The sequence below is a fragment of the Clostridium muellerianum genome (genome assembly GCF_012926525.1).
In the GTDB taxonomy this organism is placed as follows: Bacteria; Bacillota; Clostridia; order Clostridiales; family Clostridiaceae; genus Clostridium_AM; species Clostridium_AM muellerianum.
Map to the genome: position 1 here is coordinate 175277 of NZ_JABBNI010000066.1, position 18734 is coordinate 194010.

The 18734-nt window shown below is 29.3% G+C and carries 19 protein-coding genes, 1 pseudogene and 2 riboswitches; of the genes and pseudogenes, 17 read left to right on the top strand and 3 right to left on the bottom strand.

The genetic code is table 11. The features are described 5' to 3' along the window. Positions 1-451: 451 nt before the first annotated feature. On the bottom strand, positions 452-1222 hold the full coding sequence (locus HBE96_RS24450) for a cell wall hydrolase (protein ID WP_169300325.1): 771 nt from the start codon (positions 1220-1222) through the stop codon (positions 452-454). A gap of 4 nt (positions 1223-1226) precedes the next feature. Beyond that, positions 1227-1367, bottom strand: a riboswitch (cyclic di-AMP (ydaO/yuaA leader). Between the two features lie 151 nt (positions 1368-1518). Beyond that, a complete protein-coding gene (locus tag HBE96_RS24455; protein WP_169300326.1) occupies positions 1519-2403 on the bottom strand; it encodes a DegV family protein in 885 nt (294 codons plus the stop codon). A gap of 210 nt (positions 2404-2613) precedes the next feature. After that, positions 2614-2721, top strand: a riboswitch (TPP riboswitch). Between the two features lie 227 nt (positions 2722-2948). On the opposite strand from HBE96_RS24455, the gene thiC reads away from it, so the two are divergent. The 3 genes from thiC (at position 2949) to HBE96_RS24470 (ending at position 7063) form a co-directional block, all read left to right on the top strand. Next, complete coding sequence (thiC, locus tag HBE96_RS24460) at positions 2949-4262, top strand: phosphomethylpyrimidine synthase ThiC (RefSeq protein ID WP_169300327.1); 1314 nt, start codon at positions 2949-2951, stop codon at positions 4260-4262. Next, positions 4262-5638 carry an amidophosphoribosyltransferase gene (gene purF / locus HBE96_RS24465; protein ID WP_169300328.1) on the top strand — a complete coding sequence of 459 codons (1377 nt, stop codon included), beginning with the start codon at positions 4262-4264 and terminating at the stop codon, positions 5636-5638. The genes thiC and purF overlap by 1 nt, the downstream gene beginning before the upstream one ends. A gap of 135 nt (positions 5639-5773) precedes the next feature. Further along, on the top strand, positions 5774-7063 hold the full coding sequence (locus HBE96_RS24470; protein WP_169300329.1) for a glycoside hydrolase family 18 protein: 1290 nt from the start codon (positions 5774-5776) through the stop codon (positions 7061-7063). Between the two features lie 310 nt (positions 7064-7373). On the opposite strand, the gene HBE96_RS24475 is transcribed toward HBE96_RS24470, so the two are convergent. Next, entirely contained in the window at positions 7374-7691 is a 318-nt protein-coding gene (locus HBE96_RS24475; RefSeq protein ID WP_243187058.1) for a hypothetical protein, read from the bottom strand. Positions 7692-8146: 455 nt separating this feature from the next. Here HBE96_RS24475 and HBE96_RS24480 point away from each other — a divergent pair, with 455 nt between their 5' ends. The 14 genes and pseudogenes from HBE96_RS24480 to HBE96_RS24550 all read left to right on the top strand — a co-directional run bounded on the left by HBE96_RS24480 (position 8147) and on the right by HBE96_RS24550 (position 18694). Then, the gene (locus tag HBE96_RS24480) at positions 8147-9439 is read left to right on the top strand and encodes a hemolysin family protein (RefSeq protein ID WP_169300331.1); all 1293 of its coding nucleotides are present in this window, start codon (positions 8147-8149) and stop codon (positions 9437-9439) included. 84 nt (positions 9440-9523) lie between these two features. Then, a complete protein-coding gene (locus HBE96_RS24485; protein ID WP_169300332.1) occupies positions 9524-11263 on the top strand; it encodes an ABC transporter ATP-binding protein in 1740 nt (579 codons plus the stop codon). A 61-nt stretch (positions 11264-11324) separates the two neighbouring features. Beyond that, on the top strand, positions 11325-12080 hold the full coding sequence (locus HBE96_RS24490) for a prolipoprotein diacylglyceryl transferase (RefSeq protein ID WP_169300333.1): 756 nt from the start codon (positions 11325-11327) through the stop codon (positions 12078-12080). A gap of 306 nt (positions 12081-12386) precedes the next feature. Further along, complete coding sequence (locus tag HBE96_RS24500; RefSeq protein WP_169300334.1) at positions 12387-12560, top strand: hypothetical protein; 174 nt, start codon at positions 12387-12389, stop codon at positions 12558-12560. A gap of 242 nt (positions 12561-12802) precedes the next feature. Next, the gene (locus tag HBE96_RS24505; protein WP_169300405.1) at positions 12803-13426 is read left to right on the top strand and encodes a DUF1847 domain-containing protein; all 624 of its coding nucleotides are present in this window, start codon (positions 12803-12805) and stop codon (positions 13424-13426) included. Further along, positions 13395-14027, top strand: coding sequence for a Rossmann-like domain-containing protein (locus HBE96_RS24510; protein WP_243187059.1), 633 nt, complete (start codon positions 13395-13397; stop codon positions 14025-14027). Before HBE96_RS24505 ends, HBE96_RS24510 begins: the two co-directional genes overlap by 32 nt. A gap of 56 nt (positions 14028-14083) precedes the next feature. Continuing rightward, positions 14084-14455 (top strand): NifB/NifX family molybdenum-iron cluster-binding protein, encoded by a 372-nt coding sequence (locus HBE96_RS24515; RefSeq protein WP_169300335.1) that lies wholly within the window; start codon positions 14084-14086, stop codon positions 14453-14455. 185 nt (positions 14456-14640) lie between these two features. Continuing rightward, positions 14641-15477, top strand: coding sequence for an Mrp/NBP35 family ATP-binding protein (locus HBE96_RS24520; protein WP_169300336.1), 837 nt, complete (start codon positions 14641-14643; stop codon positions 15475-15477). Beyond that, positions 15478-15844: pseudogene (locus HBE96_RS24525) on the top strand (NifB/NifX family molybdenum-iron cluster-binding protein). It begins immediately after the preceding gene. Between the two features lie 20 nt (positions 15845-15864). Next, positions 15865-16770: an ATP-binding protein gene (locus HBE96_RS24530; RefSeq protein ID WP_169300337.1), complete on the top strand. Its 906-nt coding sequence runs from the start codon at positions 15865-15867 to the stop codon at positions 16768-16770. A 31-nt stretch (positions 16771-16801) separates the two neighbouring features. Then, positions 16802-17158 (top strand): NifB/NifX family molybdenum-iron cluster-binding protein, encoded by a 357-nt coding sequence (locus HBE96_RS24535; protein WP_169300338.1) that lies wholly within the window; start codon positions 16802-16804, stop codon positions 17156-17158. A 16-nt stretch (positions 17159-17174) separates the two neighbouring features. After that, positions 17175-17633: a Fur family transcriptional regulator gene (locus HBE96_RS24540; protein ID WP_169300339.1), complete on the top strand. Its 459-nt coding sequence runs from the start codon at positions 17175-17177 to the stop codon at positions 17631-17633. Beyond that, positions 17617-18063 (top strand): DUF134 domain-containing protein, encoded by a 447-nt coding sequence (locus tag HBE96_RS24545; protein ID WP_169300340.1) that lies wholly within the window; start codon positions 17617-17619, stop codon positions 18061-18063. The genes HBE96_RS24540 and HBE96_RS24545 overlap by 17 nt, the downstream gene beginning before the upstream one ends. A 241-nt stretch (positions 18064-18304) precedes the next feature. Next, positions 18305-18694 carry a cupin domain-containing protein gene (locus HBE96_RS24550; protein WP_169300341.1) on the top strand — a complete coding sequence of 130 codons (390 nt, stop codon included), beginning with the start codon at positions 18305-18307 and terminating at the stop codon, positions 18692-18694. Positions 18695-18734 lie beyond the last annotated feature (40 nt).

Consider the following 18734-nt stretch of genomic DNA (forward strand, 5'->3'; position numbering starts at 1 on the left):
TATAATATAACTAAACAAGAAAAATGTAAATAAAATTATCATCTAAAAGATGTAGAAAATTAAATACAATTTTGCAATTTTACAATAAAAATGAATCAAAAATTTCTGTGGCAACTTTTAAGTTTGCTCATATAATAAAATTAAGCAGGGGATGTAAAGTGATAAAAATAGGATTAATAAAACAAAAGTAAAGAGTTAAGAATTACAAATGCTAAATATATATTTAGTGAAGGCTTGTTTCTTCTACTGAGTTTAGATGAATTATCCAAAGGTGTAGCTGATGTTAACTCCCAATTTCATAAAAGGGGGAGTATTAAGGTATATGGGCATCGGATAAAGTTTCACAATTAAAAATAAACACTATTAGTTTATTGAAGTACAATGGACTAATAGTGTTTTATCAATTGTGTTGAAATGAAGAGTTTAAAAAATAAACAGCTTTAACTGATTATTAATAAACAAATACTAGTTTACCAATTCTAGCAGCTAATGGCTTGGACCAAAGCCACTGATTAGTAGTACTATAATCAAAATAGTAAGCAGCTCCATTAGATGGATCAGTGCCATTAAGAGCATCCCTGGCAGCTTGTACACATTCTGCTGATGCAGATCTGTCAATCCATCCATTTACAACTGGAGTAAATTGATAATATCCATCAGATTTTTGATATATTACAGAATATATACTGTTAGGAAAACGTGAATCTTTAACTCTATTTAATACTACAGCACCTACAGCTACTTTAGCATTATAAGGTTCACCTTGGGCTTCAGCCATTATAAGTCTTGAAAGAAGATCTAAATCATTTGCTGTATAGGAATTATTTGTAGTAGAAACTGCTGTAGAATTTGTATTTGTTGCAGTTACACCTGGTAGAATAAGCTTATCTCCAATATTTAAATAGTTGTCCCATTTATTATTAGCTTGTCTCAAAGAAGAAATAGATATGCCATATCTTTGGCATATTAGATATAAACTGTCTCCGCTTTTTATTGTGTAGATGTATCCAGGCACAGTAAGTACCTTGCCAGGATATATTGTTGTGCTGGTAAGATTATTATCTTTCATGATAGTGTTAGCTGTTGTATTGAAAAGTTTTCCTATGGTGTAAAGAGAATCACCAGAAGCTACAGTATAACTGGCAGCTTGTACTGGATTACTTATCATTAAACACAACGATGCAGCAGCTAATAAGTTTCTAATTTTTTTAAAATTAATCATAAAGTTTATCCCTCCATTTTGCCTCCGAGGTTAGTTGACGGGTTCGGGCTGTGAGTTACCCTACCTCTTATTAAGTTATTAAGAAGATTCACCCCAAATAATATATTCCCCCGTACTCATTTTAGAGATTCGGCATAATTTGAGTTCTATTGTAACAGAAGTTCAATAATGCATCTATGGTAGATTTGTGGAAAGCAAGGAAAATTAATTATATAAATGTTAAATTTAAACAAATGTTTTGTAAAAAATTAAAAAAAGTACCGGTAAAATTTTAATTATACCAGTACCTTTTATTACTAAGCTAAATCAGTTTCTCTTTCTTTACCTAAAAAGAATAGGGTTAAAGATCCTGGTCCACCGTAAGTGCCAACTACAGGACCAACATAGTTTATAATTATATCTTTAATTTTAAATTTGTTTAATATAAGTTCTTTTAAAGATAGAGCATCTTCTATGCAGTCGCCATGAGAAATTGCTATAATTTGTTCTTCGGGATTTTCTACCTTTTCAACAAATTTTTCAAAAAGTGCAGTTAGAGCTTTTTTTCTACCTCTAATTTTTCCTATAGGTAATACTTTACCTAAATTACTTATAGTTAAAAACGGTTTTATATTTAATAACATGCCAACAAGAGCAGAAGTACTAGATATTCGTCCGCCTCTTTTTAAGTGATTAATGTCATCTACTATAATGTAACTATTTAGATGATTCTTAGTACTCTCTAGATAATTTATAATTTCACTTAAAGTTTTTCCTTGTTTTTGCATTTCGTAAGCTTGTAAAACCATAATACCTTGTCCAAGAGAAGCTGTTAAAATATCAACTATATGAATCTCTGAATCAGGATATTCTTCTTCTAGCATATTCTTAGCTATGTGGGCACTATTAGTAGTTCCACTTAAGCCACTAGAGACACCAATGTAAAGGATATCTTTTTTTTGTTCTAAAATTTCTTTAAAAGAAGTATAGAAAGCATGGCTACTTGGTTGAGATGTTTTAGGTATTTCGCCTCTTCTCATATCTTCATAAAAGTCTTTAAAAGGGTAGCTTGTACCAAAATCATCCAATACCTCCGTACCCCTACAGCTGCAAGTTAAGCTAACATAAGGTATTTCTAAAGTACTAATATAGTCTAGTGGTAAATCACAGCAAGAATCTGTAATTATTATAAAATTATTCATGTTAAATTCCTCATAAATTTTATTTTTGATGAAAACTTGTTTCAACTTATTTTATAATGTAATTTTACAAACTTCAATAGTAATCAGGTGTAAAATCTAAAAATATCAAATAAAAATTTCATTTAAAGTTATTTTATGTATTATATATTAAATATAGGAATGCATAGTTGCAAAAATTAACCAGGTGTGGTACACTTTATACGTAAAATTAAATAATACTAGGGGGGCCTATATTTATAGGCTGAGATAGAACTGTTAGTTCTGACCCTCATACCTGATTTGGATAATTCCAACGTAGGAAAGTGCTTTATATAGTTTTAAAATACAACTTTATAAGGTTGTATATTTTTTTATTATATGAGGATCAATATGAGGGAGATGAAAAATCTTCCTTTTTTATTTAAGCAGATATTTTAAATTTATAGTTTTAAGATGATTACTTATTTAACGTAATAATTATGAGTGAATCCAAGTCTTGTATGATGCGTATAGCATAGAAATTTGATATAGGATATTCAAAAAATATATTAAAGGAGATGTTTAATGTGAATTACACAACACAAATGGATGCTGCTAAAAAAGGTATAGTTACAAAGGAAATGGAAAAGGTGGCTGCTAAAGAAAATATAGAACCATCACAATTAATGGAATTAGTTGCCCAAGGAGCAATTGTAATACCAGCTAATAAAAATCATAAGATATTAGATCCAGAAGGTGTAGGACAAGGACTTAAAACTAAAATAAATGTAAATTTAGGAATTTCAAAAGATTGTAATTGTGTAGATGATGAATTAGAAAAAGTTAAGGTAGCTTTAGAAATGAAAGCAGAAGCCATAATGGATTTAAGCTGCTTTGGAAAAACTGAAGAATTTAGAACTAAATTAGTAGAAATGTCACCTGCTATGATAGGTACAGTGCCTATGTATGATGCAGTAGGATTTTACGATAAAGAATTAAAAGATATAACTGAAGAAGAACTTTTAGGAGTAATTGAAAAACATGCACAAAATGGTGTGGATTTTATGACTATTCATGCAGGCATAAATAGGGAAACTGCAGCAGTTTTTAAGAGAAATGAAAGACTTATGAACATTGTATCCAGAGGAGGAGCCTTAATATACGCATGGATGGAATTAAACGGAAAAGAAAACCCTTTTTATGAGTATTTTGATAAAGTTTTAGATATATGTGAAAAATATGATGTAACTATAAGTTTAGGAGATGCTTGCAGACCAGGGGCTATAAAAGATTCTACAGATGCTTCACAGATTAAAGAGCTTATGACTTTAGGAGAGCTTGCAAAAAGAGCTTGGAAGAGAAATGTACAAGTTATGATAGAAGGGCCAGGACATATGAGTTTAGACGAAATAAAAGCAAATATGCAGTTAGAAAAAAAATTGTGTCATAATGCGCCATTTTACGTATTAGGACCTTTAGTTACAGATATAGCTCCAGGTTATGATCATATTACATCAGCTATAGGAGGAGCAATAGCTGCATCTTCAGGAGCGGATTTCTTATGTTATGTAACTCCAGCAGAGCATTTAAGACTTCCAAACTTAGATGATATGAAGGAAGGAATTATAGCCGCAAAAATTGCAGCTCACGCAGGAGATATTGCCAAGGGAATAAAAGGCGCAAGAGACTTAGACAATGCTATGAGTAAAGCTAGAAGAGAGCTAAATTGGGAAAAAATATTTGATTTATCTATAGATCCAGAAAAGGCAAGAAGATATAGGGAAGAATCAAAGCCGGAAGATGAACATACATGTACTATGTGTGGGAAGATGTGTGCTGTTAGAAACATGAACAAGGTTATGGAAGGAAAAAATTTAAATGTTTTAAGAGATGATGATTAATGTGCACGCTTAAAAAAATTAAAGAAGATAAACTAAAAGAGGCTTGTGGAGTTTTTGGTATATTTTCTAGCAACAGTATTCCTTTGGGGAATATTATGTATTATGGTCTTTCAGCTCTTCAACATAGGGGACAGGAAAGTGCAGGAATAGCAATTTCAAATGGAAAACAGATTAACTGCTATAAAGATATGGGATTAGTTTCTCAGGTATTTAATGTAGAAAAATTACAGGATCTTAAAGGAAAAATATCTATAGGACATGTGCGTTATTCTACCACAGGTAGTAGTGATAAAGTTAATGCCCAGCCAATTTGTGAGAAATTTAATGAAGGACAAATTGCTGTTGCTCATAATGGAAATATAACTAATGCAGAAGAGCTTAAAGAAAAATTAAAAGATCAAGGTGCTGTTTTTAAAACTACTTCTGATTCAGAAGTGATTTTAAAGCTTTTGGAAATGGAGTCACATGTAGAAATAAAAGAAAAGTTTATTAATGCATTAAAATATTTAAAAGGTTCCTATTCTCTAATTTTTTCTATTAAAGATACTTTAATAGCAGTAAGAGATCCTTTAGGTATAAGACCATTATGTATAGGAAAGTTAAATGATAATTATGTTGTAAGCTCAGAAAGCTGTGCTCTATCTTCTCTAAAAATACAATTTATAAGAGATGTTAATCCTGGAGAAATGATTATTATAAATAATGAATTAGTAGAAAGTGTTAATATTTTTAATAAAAAAAATTATGGGTTGTGTTCATTTGAATATATATATTTTGCTAGAGAAGATAGTATTATAGATGGTATAAGTGTATATGAATCTAGAATTAATGCAGGAAAAAAGTTATATGAAAATCATGCTATAGAAGGAGATATAGTTGTTGGTGTACCTGATTCAGGTATACCAGCAGCTATAGGCTATTCAAAAACTTCTGGAATTCCTTATGGATTAGGTTTTATAAAAAATAGATATGCGGTGAGAAGTTTCATACTTCCTCATAAAAATTTAAGAGAAAGTATGATAGACATAAAATTAAATCCTTTACTTAATGAAGTAAGAGGAAAAAAAGTAATAGTTATAGATGATTCCATAGTTAGGGGAACTAGCAGCAAAAAAGTCGTTAAAATTTTATTTGAAAATGGAGCCAAAGAAGTTCATTTTAGAATTGCATCACCTCCTATAAAATGTTGCTGTCATTTAGGTATTGATACAGGAAGAAATAAGGAACTTATAGCAGCAGCTAAAAGTATAGAGGAAATAAGAAAAGAGATAGGAGCTACTACCTTAGAATATTTAAGTTTAGAAGAATTTTGTGAACTTTTTGATGGGAAACAAAATTTATGTAAAGGATGTTTTAATGGAAAATATCCACAATAATTATAGTAAATAAGCATTGGAAAAGATACCAATGCTTATTTAAATTGTAGTAAGTTATATTGCAGAAAATAAGAACTTAAATAAAAGTATGGAATATAATGATTATTAGCAGTAATTAATATAGAAGGAGATACATTGAGAATATATATAGTTAGACCAGGAGATTCCATATGGTCTATATCTAGAATTTATGGGTTAAAACCTCAAGACATTATTGATACAAATGGTTTAGAGTCATCTGCTAAATTAGTTGTAGGGCAAACACTTGTAATTCCAACAACAGAAAAAGCGTATAGAGTGAAAATGGGAGATACTATATGGTCTATATCAAGAAAATTTGGAGTTTCTGAAGGAAGTATTATAAGATTAAATAATATTTCAAGTCCTTATGGGGTTTATCCGGGACGTATAATAAGAATTCCTATGAAGGAAAAAAATTATGGTCCTATACAGGTAAATGCTTTTATACAACCTTCTACCCCGGAAAAAGATACACAGAGAGTAAATGAAGCAGGAAAATATTTAACTTATATTGCACCTTTTAGCTATCATGTCCAGCCTAATGGAAGTCTAAAAAGTATAGATGATGAAGCTGTATTAAAAGCAGCTAAAGCTAATAATGTAGCACCAATGCTTTCTGTTACCAATTTGTCTGAAAAAAATTTCGATACTACACTTATTAATGATATTTTAAACAGCAATAGTGCTCAAAGAAATTTAATAGATAACATACTTAGTACATTAAAAAGTAAAGGTTATTATGGAGTAATAATAGATTTTGAAAGAATTTCTCCAGAAAATAGAACATCGTATAACAATTTTATGAGAAAATTAACTGCTGAACTTCATGCCCAAAATTATCTTGTAGCTACTGCACTAGCACCAAAAACCTATGATGTTACGGCTGGAGCCTGGCATGGAGCTCATGACTATAAAACTCTAGGACAAATAGTGGATTTTGCAATAATTATGACCTATGAATGGGGATGGTCAGGAGGCCCACCTATGGCCGTAGCTCCAATAAATGAAGTTAAGAAAGTAATTGATTATGCAGTATCTGTTATGCCACCTAAAAAGATAATGATGGGAATGGCATTGTATGGTTATGATTGGTCTCTTCCTTATACTCCAGGTGGAGAATTTGCTGAAAGTATAGGAAATCAAGAGGCAATAGATAGGGCAGGAAAATATGGTGCAATAATAAAATATGATCAAAAATCACAATCACCGTTCTATAACTACAGAGATGAAAAAGGAGTAGAACATGTAGTATGGTTTGAAGATGCTAGAAGTGTTCAGGCGAAGTACAATTTAGTTAACAGGTATGGTCTTAGAGGGGTTAGTTATTGGGTATTAGCAAAACCGTTCCCACAAAATTGGCAGGTTTTAGATAGTATGTTTCAAATAACAAAGATTGCTAAATAGTTTATTATAGAAGTACCTATTTTGAGCTTCATATCTTTTTTAATTTACTTTCATTTAAATATACAAAGAGCATAACTATTTGTACTGATAAGTTTATAACCTGAAAAAGTACATTAAAATAGATCATGTTATATGGAATCTTAATAGATTATAAGGAGATAACATGGTCTATTTAAATTAATCATCTTTTATGATATTTATCTTAGGACTTCTTGATCTAATTAGGTGGTCGTAGTCAAATCAAATCTAATACTAAAAATTTTGTTTATGTTCGAATAGAAATTTCTACATTTAAGAATAGGATTAAATACTATTTCCCTCGTACATATCTTCTTATGGATTCCCCTGCTTGAGCAAGATAAAAAGCGTTTACTAATATTCCCTCTTTATTTTTTACTTTCAAGTTTTCAACGTCAAAAAAAGGAAAAGAATCTTTAACTATTCCATCTATAACTAAATCCAAGGAGCAATATATTACTTCTGTACATTTTTCATTAAGGTGAACAGTATACCTATTAAATCCTTCCCAATCATGCAAATAAGGTATAAAGTATTCAAAATCAAAACTATCTAAGAGTTTTTTACAATCTTCTCTATTGTTAAAATAATTTAAACTATTAATTTTCATCATCTCCTCTTATATAAATTTACAATATTTTGATTCCTTTATTATAGTATACTGAGTATTTGTATTGCTGCCAATATATATTTTTGTATTAAGTATAGAAAATTATTAGATAATTGCTTTAAATTTTAATAATACTTTTAAAATTTATGTAAAATGTTTAATAAAACAATACAATAGAAAATTAGAATAATAAGTTGTTTAAAAAGTTAAAATTTATGAAAGAATTATATTAGGGCCTTAATGAATTAACACAAAAGGGATTTAGTACTGAGCATCAAATTAATTTAGTACTGAATCCTTATTTTATAGTTTACTTGAAAATATCATATAAAGATTTCAAAGGATAATTTATTTTTTTATTTTAAAATAATTCTAAAGTTAGGATTTATATATACTAAATTTATGATATAATACATTTACTTATTAAGTGAAGCAATGAAAGGGGAAATTAGTACATGATAATGTTACTTAATGTTTTTATTATATTTTTTCTTGTGTTTATGAATGGATTTTTTGTAGCGGCAGAATTTTCTATGGTTAAGGTTAGAAAATCCAGAATAGAAACTTTATTGTCACAAGGAAATGCAGGTGCAAAATATGCTAAAAATATCGTTAATAATTTAAATTCCTATTTGTCAGCATGTCAATTAGGGATAACCTTAGCATCTTTAGGATTAGGTTGGATAGGAGAACCTTCAATAGCTAAAATGATTATGCCGCTTTTTAAGTTGTTTAACCTATCAGAGGTTGCTATGCATTCAATAGCTTTTATAATAGGTTTTACAATAATAACAGGATTTCATATTGTACTTGGAGAACTTGCACCTAAATCTTTAGCAATTATAAATACTGAAAAAATAGCATTATTTACTGCTGCACCCCTTATATTTTTTTACAAAATAACTTATCCAATAATATGGTTATTTAATCATAGTACTAATTTCATTTTAGGTATATTTAATATTTCTCTTACTGAGGAACATGAAGTAGCACATACTGATGAAGAAATTAAGCTGTTAGCAGAAGAAAGCTATAAACATGGATTAATAGATAAAACAGAGCTAACTTTTGTGGATAATATTTTTGATTTTTCTGAAAAAACAGTAAAAGATATAATGATTCCAAGAACTGATATGGTATGTATTTTTAAAGAAGATTCCTTTGATGAAATTTTAGAGGTTGTTATGAAGGAGCAATTAACCAGATACCCTGTTTGTGAAAACAGTAAGGATGAAGTTGTAGGTTTCATACATATAAAAGATTTATATAAACAGAAAATCGAAGGTAAAGAACAGAGCATAGAAAAAATTACTAGAAGTATATTATCAGTGCCTGAATCTACATCTATTAGTGTTTTATTTAAGAAGTTTAAAAAGGAAAAGGAACACATGGCAATAATAATTGATGAATATGGTGGTACTTCAGGATTGGTAACTATTGAGGATATTTTAGAAGAAATTGTTGGAGAAATTCAGGATGAGTTTGATGAGGGCTTAGAGGAAATTCAATTACTTAATGATGGAAGTTATATTGTAGATGGTAAAGTGATTTTAGATGATATTGAAGATCTTTTAGATATTCCTATGGAAACAGAAAATATTGATACTATTGGTGGATGGGTGTATTCAAAAGTTGAATTACCTCCTCAGGTTGGAGGCAAAGTTACTTATAAAGACTATGACTTTATAGTAAGTAAATGCAATGGAAAAAGGATATCTAAACTTTTAATTAAAAAAATTTTACAGTAGTAAGTTTGAAAATGTACTATATTTTTGCATTGATTTTAAGCAGTCAATAATTTAAAATTATTAATTATTATAAGGGGGGAAAATATGAGTATAATAAAAAAGTTTATTGGCTATTACAAACCCTACAAGGGTATGTTTTTTATGGACATGTTTTGTGCGCTTACTTTATCAGCTATAGATTTGGCTTTTCCGCTTGTGGTAAGGTATCTTCTAAATGATGTATATACTTTAAAAGATGGTGTAAAATTACTTCATTATGTGATATTTATAGGGTTAGGCTTATTTTTAACTTATGTAATAAGATATTTTTGTCAATACTATATAACTTCCTGGGGACACATAATGGGAGCTAAAATGGAAGCAAATATGAGAAGTGATATATTTAATCATTTGCAGAAACTTTCCTTTTCATATTATGATAATACAAATACAGGAAAGTTAATGTCTAGAATTATTACAGATTTGTTTGATATATCAGAATTAGCACATCATGGTCCAGAAGATATATTTATATCTATGTTAAAAATACTTGGATCTTTTATAGTGCTTTTAAGTATTAATACTAAAATAACTATAATATTATTCTTTGTAACTTTGGTAATGATATATTTTTCTTATTTTTATAACAAGAGGATGAAATATATATTCAAAAAAAATAGAGAAAAAATTGCAAATGTAAATGCTCAAATTCAGGATAGTCTTTCAGGTATAAGGGTGGTAAAATCTTTTTCTAATGAAGGTGTTGAAAAATCCAAGTTCCAAAAAGGAAATATGGAATTTTTAGAAACTAAAGAAGCTGGTTATTTTATAATGGGAAGATTCTTTAGTGGAAATGGTTTTTTTCAAGGAATATTATATTTGTCTGTAATATTGTTAGGAGGAGTATTTATAGGTAACGGTGGTCTAAAGGTTTCGGATCTAGTTGTTTATATACTTTATATAAATGTATTTTTAAATCCTATAGACAAACTTGTAAACTTTACTGAACAGTTTCAAAGAGGAATTACAGGTTTTGAGAGATTTTTAGAAGTAATGAATACTGAGCCAGATATACAGGATGAGCCTAATGCTGTTGAACTTGAAAATCCAAAGGGAGAAATAGAGTTTAAAGATGTATCCTTTGGATATAGTGATGACAGTAATATTTTAAATAATATAAGTATAAATATAGAGTCAGGTAAAAATATAGCACTAGTAGGTCCTTCAGGTGGAGGAAAGACTACATTTTGCAGTCTTATACCTAGATTTTACGAAGCTACTGAAGGAAGTATAAGTATAGATGGCGTAAACATTAAAAATATAAAACTAAAGTCATTAAGAAAAGTTATAGGTATAGTGCAGCAGGATGTATATATGTTTGCAGGATCTATAAAAGAAAACATAGCCTATGGAAAACCAGGTGCTTCTTTTGAAGAAATAGTAAAAGCAGCTAAAAGAGCTAATGCTCATGATTTTATAATGAGTTTAGAGGATGGGTATGATACCTTTGTTGGAGAAAGAGGGGTAAAGCTTTCAGGTGGTCAAAAGCAGAGAATATCCATAGCAAGAGCTTTTTTAAAGAATCCGCCTATACTTATTCTAGATGAAGCAACTTCTGCATTAGATAATGAAAGTGAATACTTTATACAAAGATCTTTAGATGAACTTTCTAAAAATAGAACTACTATAGTTATAGCGCATAGGTTAAGTACTATAAAAAATGCAGATAAAATATTAGTACTTACAGAGGATGGAATAGAGGAATCAGGAACTCATCAGCAGCTTCTTAGTAAAGATGGAATATATGCGTCCTTATATAATATGCAGTTTGATGAAGTTTCATAGTTAAAACTATCAATGAATTTTACTAGGAAAGTACACGAGATGTGAAAAGGAGAACATAAGAATGCATCCAATACTATTTAAATTTGGTTCAATTACTGTATACACTTATGGGTTTATGATAGCCATAGGTATAGTAGTAGCATTACTGCTATCAATATGTAGAGCAAAGAAATTAGGCTTTAATGAGGATGTAATTATAGACTTAGGCATATATGGAATAATAGGAGGTTTTATCGGATCCAAACTTTTATTTTGGATAGTAGAATTTCAAAGTATAATTCATGATCCTAAATACATTTTTCAAACATTAACTAGTGGCTTTGTAGTTTATGGAGGTATAATGGGAGGCGTTTTAACAGGGTATATATATTGTAAAAAAAAGAACTTAGATTTTTGGGGATATTTAGATTTAATAATACCATCAATTGCATTAGCCCAAGGTTTTGGAAGAATAGGATGTTTTGAAACAGGTTGCTGCTATGGAAGGGAAACGGATAGCATTTTAGGTATAGTATTTCAAAATTCGTTATATGCTCCAAATGGAGTTCCATTAATACCTACACAACTTTTTTCAAGTGCTGGAGATTTTATAATAGCAGGTATACTTCTTTATTATGCATCAAAATCTAAAAGAAAAGGACAAGTATCAGGACTTTATATGATTTTATACAGTATAGGAAGATTTATTATCGAAATATTTAGAGGAGATCCAAGAGGTAATATTGGATTTTTATCAACTTCACAATTTATTTGTGTATTTATATTCTTTATAGGCATTTATGTTTTTTGTTTTGCTAATAAAGAAAAAAGTAATTAATTGGCGCTATAAATTTTAAAATAATAATACATGTTGGAAAATCAAGTTGTAAAAGTATGATTGCATTGCAGCTTGATTTTTTGTATTTAAACTTGTAACTATAAATTGTGAGTGAAAAGTGATTTCTATCAACTGGAAATAACAGGTATGCACACAGTGTATATCCAACGGATTCTGCAACAATTTTAAAAGGAGCTTTAGCATTTAAATCATATGCAATAATATTAACAGACTTATGATTTTATACAATTTTTAATTATACATATTTTAAAAATTCTTTCTCATAATATTATTGGAGGCGATATTATGAGAGATAAAAATGATACAGATAAAAATCCAATAACTGACCTCGATAACATATTTATTTCTGATCCTAAAATTGCGAAAATACCAGCTGGTCATGTAGATTTTGATGAAATTCACTTGGCACCACTTGATGATTTGTTTGATGATAATTATGAGAACAATAATAAAAAATAGTGTTTACTTTCTATCTAATAATAAGGGGCATATAGCCCCTTATTTGTTAAATAGAAAGTGATTTAGCAATATTTCATAAAATACAAATTGATATATAGTTAGCATATGCTATAATTATACTTATATAAAGTAAATAGTGTGTTAAATAATTATGTTAATTATCTAACACACTATTTTGAAAAGGCTTTCTTAAGGGTGCAATTGATTTTTAAAATAAAATGAAGAAGGATTGGGGTGGTAATATGTATACCTGTGCTATGTGTAGCGAACATTATTGTAAAAAAGGAGAACTTAAAAAATTACCTGTTAATTGTCCTTGTAATGAAAAAGAGGAGCAAGAGAAAATAAAAAAGTTATATTCTGAAGATGAAAATTATAAATTAGCACATAATTCAGTGTTAGTTGAAGCAGAAGGATATTGCAAAAAAACAAGGCTTGAAGAGATAATGGATTTTGCTAACAAATGTAACTTTAAAAAATTAGGTGTAGCTTTTTGTGTAGGATTAAGTAATGAAGCAAAAATGTTGTGTACAATATTAAAACACAATGGATTCCACATCGAATCAGTAGTGTGTAAAAATGGAAGTATACCTAAAGAATTTTTAAATATTAAGGATAGTGAGAAGGTAAGACCTGGCACTTATGAAGCAATGTGCAATCCTATAGGACAAGCTATTTTTCTAAATAATGCTAAAACTGATTTAAATATTATTTTAGGATTATGTGTAGGTCACGATTCATTATTTATAAAATATTCTGATGCACCAATAACTGTTTTTGCAGTTAAAGATAGAGTACTTGCACATAATCCTATAGGGGCACTATATCTTTCAGATGGATACTATAAAAATAAGTTATATAAATAATGAAATTGTTATAGAAAAGTTGATAGACTTCAATATGAATATGCAGAGAGATTTTAAAAACGTTAAAGGACAAGCTTTTACAGATATGCCGAATAATTTCCTAGGAAATTTAAAACAAATAATTGAAATGCCGCTTAACACAAATTTTGATACAGCTGTGTATATTGCCACTTTAAATGCTGTATGCAGATATTTAGGAATGACAAACAATACAGTACACTGTAAAGATGGAGAACCAGAAAGCTGTGCTTTGGAGTTAGTAGAATACATAAAAAATAAATATGACAGTCCTAAGATTGCATTAATAGGATTTCAGCCAGCTATGTTAGAAAATTTGAGTAAAAATTATAAGGTAAGAATTGTGGATCTAGATAAGAATAATATAGGAAAAGTTAAATATAAAGTAATGATTGAAGATGGAAGCAAATCAATTGATGATCTTTTGGATTGGTGTGATATTGTGGTTGCTACAGGCAGTACTGTAGCTAATAAAACAATAACCAATGTTTTGATTGATAAACCAACTATATTTTTCGGAACTACTCTTGCAGGTGCAGCAGCTTTAATGAAGCTTGAAAGATTTTGTTCTTGTTCAAAATAGTAGAGAAACTTAATTAGCAAAATTCTATATTTATATGAATGAAGCGAGGTAAAAAGATGAATATTGCAATAGCGGCAGATGGAGAAAATTTAAGTAGTAAAGTGTCTGGAAAATTTGAAAAATGTTTGTATTTACTGATTATTGATATGAATGATTTAAATATTACAGTTATAAAAAATGATGAATTGTTTCAGGATTCATACCCTAAGAATCTTGCTGATGATATATTGCAGTATGATTGTGAGGTGCTGATTACGGGTGATATAGAAAAAGCAGCATTTGATATTTTAGCAGATGCTGGAGTAACAAGGTTTTTGGGTGCTGACTATTCAGTTGAAAAAGTTCTTGAATTAGTGGAAAAAAGATCATTAAAATTAATTAGAAGTTATGATGGAACAGATAGTTGTGGTGGTAATCATCATCATTAATTATGAGTAGTTTTTTTAATTAATATAAAAGTTATTATTATTTATTTTAAAAATGTCTTTAGAAATAATCCTGTGATTTTTCTAAAGGCATTTTATTTTTTTATTATTGGCATTTGACAATGATAAAAAGCTGATGTAATATGTAATTAGCAAATGCCAATAATAACAGATAGGAAGTGGGAATTATGTCAAATTGTAATTCATGTCCATCAGGTGATTCATGCAGCAAAGATAAGGAAAAGTGCATGATAGAAAATAATCCAATGAATAGTATTAAAAATGTTATAGGAGTTATGAGTGGTAAAGGTGGAGTTGGAAAATCTACTATATCAGTGATGATTGCCAAACAATTGAGAAAGTTAGGATATAAAGTGGGAATTTTGGATGCTGATATAACAGGACCAAGTGTACCAAGATTACTTGGATTAAAAGGAAAAAATGCAGAAGTTAGAGATGAAATCATATATCCAGTGGAAACAGAAGATAAAATAAAAGTTATGTCATTAAATTTACTAATTGAAGATGAAAATCAACCAGTAATATGGAGAGGTCCAGTAATTTCAGGAGCAGTTAAGCAATTTTGGACTGATGTACTTTGGGAACAACTAGATTATTTGATAATTGATATGCCTCCAGGAACAGGAGATGTAGCATTAACTGTTATGCAATCTATTCCTATTAGTGGACTTGTAATGGTATCTGTACCACAGGATTTAGTTTCAATGATTGTTTCCAAAGCTATAAATATGGCAAGAAAAATGGATATTAAAGTTTTAGGTGTTGTAGAAAACATGAGCTACATAGTATGTCCAGATTGTAATAAAAAGATAAAGCTATTTAGTGGAGATGGTATAGATAGATTTTTAGAAGAATCTGATTTAGAGCTTCTTGGTGAATTACCAATGGTTAGCGAAATTTGCAACTTATCAAGCTGTGGATGTGAAAATTCAAGTGAAGGCTTAGAGGAGTTGTTTAATCCAATAGTAACAAATATTTTAAAAAAATTAGAGGAGGAAAAATAGATGAAAATTGCAGTTTCTGCTACAGGAAAGGATATTGAAAGTTTACTTGACATGAGATTTGGAAGATGTGAATTTTTTCAAATCCATGACAGTGAAAATGGAGATTTTAAAGTTGTTGATAATAAGGGTCAAATTGCAAATGGAGCAGCAGGAATAGCAGCATCTCAGCAATTAATTGAATGAAAAGATAGATGTGATAATTACAGGAAGTCTTGGGCCTAATGCTTTTAAAATTATTGAAGAATCAGGAATTAAAGCATATAAGTGTGGAAATATTGCTATAAAATCCGCTTTGAAGAAATTAAAGAATAATGAATTAGATGAAATAAAGCTTGTAGGTCCATCACATAATAAAATGGATCAATAATCCATAAGGAGGATGAGAATTTGAATATTGCAGTATTAAGTGGAAAAGGAGGAACAAGAAAAACTACAGTTGCTGTTGCTTTGTCAGAGCTTACTAAGGATGCTATAAGAGTGGATTGTGATGTGGATGCTCCAAATTTCTATTTGTTTTATGAAGGTGAGGATTTACATAAGGAAGATTTTTTTGGAGATAAAAAAGCTGTAATAGATAAAACTCTTTGTACTCAGTGTGGAGTATGTGAAAATCATTGTAATTTTGATGCTATAGATAATAATCAAGTAAATATTTATAAATGTGAGGGCTGCGGAGCTTGTACTATTGTTTGTCCTGAAAAGGCTGTTAAGCTATCATATGAGAAAAGTGCAGATGTATTCATAACAAAAACGTCAAAAGGAATACTGTCTAGAGCAAAAATGGAAATTGGAAGTGAAGGTTCAGGAAAACTTATTAGCATATTAAGAAAAAATGGTAGAGAATTTAATAAAAAGGATTTAGAGAGTGGTAATTCATTAATAAATAGCTTTAAAGGTATGTTTAATAAGAAATCCAATTTGATTATAACAGATGGTTCTCCTGGTATAGGATGTTCAGTTATTTCATCAATAACAGGTTGTGATTTTGCTTTAATAGTTACAGAGCCTACAAAGTCAGGTATGGAGGATTTTATAAGAGTAATGTCTCTTTGTCAGCATTTTGAGATTCCTGCATTGGTATGTATCAATAAATATGATATTAATGAAGAAATAGCAAAAGAAATTGAAAACTTTTGTACTGAAAAAGGTTTTAAGGTAGTAGGAAAAATACCTTATGATGATATGGTTATGAAATCCATTAATGAACTAAAGCCTATAATTTGTTATGAAAATAGTGAAGCTAGAAAGGCAATAGAACATATGTGGAATAATATAAAAGCCATTATTTATTAAAAATATAAATGAATTCTAGGAGGAATATAAAATGAAAATAGCAATTGCAAGTGAAGGAAAATTAGTAAGTGGACATTTTGGTCATTGTGGAGGTTTTACTACTTATGAAGTTGAGGAAGGAAAAGCTTTAAAGAAAAAATTTGTTCAAAACCCAGGACATAGACCAGGATTTTTGCCAGTATTTTTAAAGGATTTAGGAATAAATGTTATTATTGCAGGTGGTATGGGAGAAACAGCTCAAGAATTGTTTAAGGAAAATGGAATAAAAGTAGTTGTTGGAGCAAGCGGTAATTGTGATGATTTAGTGCAGCAGTATGTAAAGGGAGATTTAAAATCCACAGGAAGTGTTTGTACAGAACATCAGCATGAAGGCCATTGTGAAGATTAATATTAAGGAGAATTAAATGGAGAAAGATTTAATTTTTTTAAAAAAAATGATTGAAGATAGCGGATATATGTTTACAAGACAAAAGGAATATATACTAAAAACTTTAATTAAATCTAATATTCATTTAAGTGCTGAAGAAATAAGTAAGGATGTTAAAAAGTATTCTGTTGGCATTGCTACAGTCTATAGGAGTTTGAAAGTATTTAGCAAATTAAATATAATAAAAGAAATAAATATAAATGGTACAAATTATTATGAAATGAAAATATTTAGTGGAAAACCCCTGCATATACATTTTAAATGTGTTAAATGTAATAGTATAATAGATATAGATAATAAATCTTTAAAGCTTTACTATTTGAAATTAAATAGTAAAATTGAAAAGGAAAATAATTTAATTGTATCTGATGCTGATATAATGCTAATTGGATTATGCAATAAATGCAGGGAGGATGAAAATGCCAAGACCAACTAAATTTAGAAAAGTTGAGTTTTTTCCAAAAGATGATTATTTTGTACCATGGGGAAAACCTAAATGTGAAACTGAAGAAATAGTTTTAAAGGTAGAAGAACTTGAAGCGATGAGGCTTAAGGATATAGAAGAACTGAATCAAGAAGAATGTGCTGAAAAAATGGAAATATCCCGCCAAACCTTTCAAAATATAATTGACAGTGCTAGAAAAAAGATTGCAATGGCACTAACAGAAGGGAAGGCTATAAGAATCAGTGGAGGATATTATACTACAAATCATTGTAAATTCAAGTGTATGGACTGTGGAGAAATTTATGAAATAAATTATAAGCATGATAAATTAGTTTGTCCTAATTGCGGATCTCAGAGAGTGGTGTGCAGCAAAAAGGCTGCATTTTGCAGACGATGGTGTAATACAGAAAGTTTAACATAGAATAATGAAAACTTTATGGCTTTAAAAACTACTACTTTGAAAAAATATGAATTGTAGCTATCAAGAAAACATATATGTAATACAAATAGGTATAAAATTTAGCGAAAATTAGTTGCGAAATAGCAATAACGTACAATACGAAGCTTTTAAATTCATTTATTATAAAAATAAAAAAACATTTTGGAGACCTTAAGATTTAAATATCTTTCAGGTACTTCATAGGAATACAAGGAGGCTAATTATGATAAATGATAGTATTGTTAAAGTTTTTAATGGTGGTAAGGTGATATACCAAAACAAGGAAATTAATATTGAAAAGTTAGAATGGAACAAAAATCCTAATAAAGGTGTGTATCTAAAGCACATTGTTAAAGGTGAGGACACAGCTGGAAAGTTTAGTTGTCATATTGTAAAGATTGAATCAGGATGTGAAATAGGACAACATATTCATGAAGGCAATTGGGAACTGCATGAGGTAATTGACGGTGAAGGAAAATGCTTTTTAGAGGATAAAGAAATAATTTATTCTATTGGAACACTCAGTGTAATACCACAAGGCATACAACATAAAGTTAAAGCTGTTAATGGTGACCTATATTTGTTTGCTAAATTTATACCTGCGTTGGTATAGAAAAAAGTTATATTATATGTAAAGCTTCTGATATAATTAC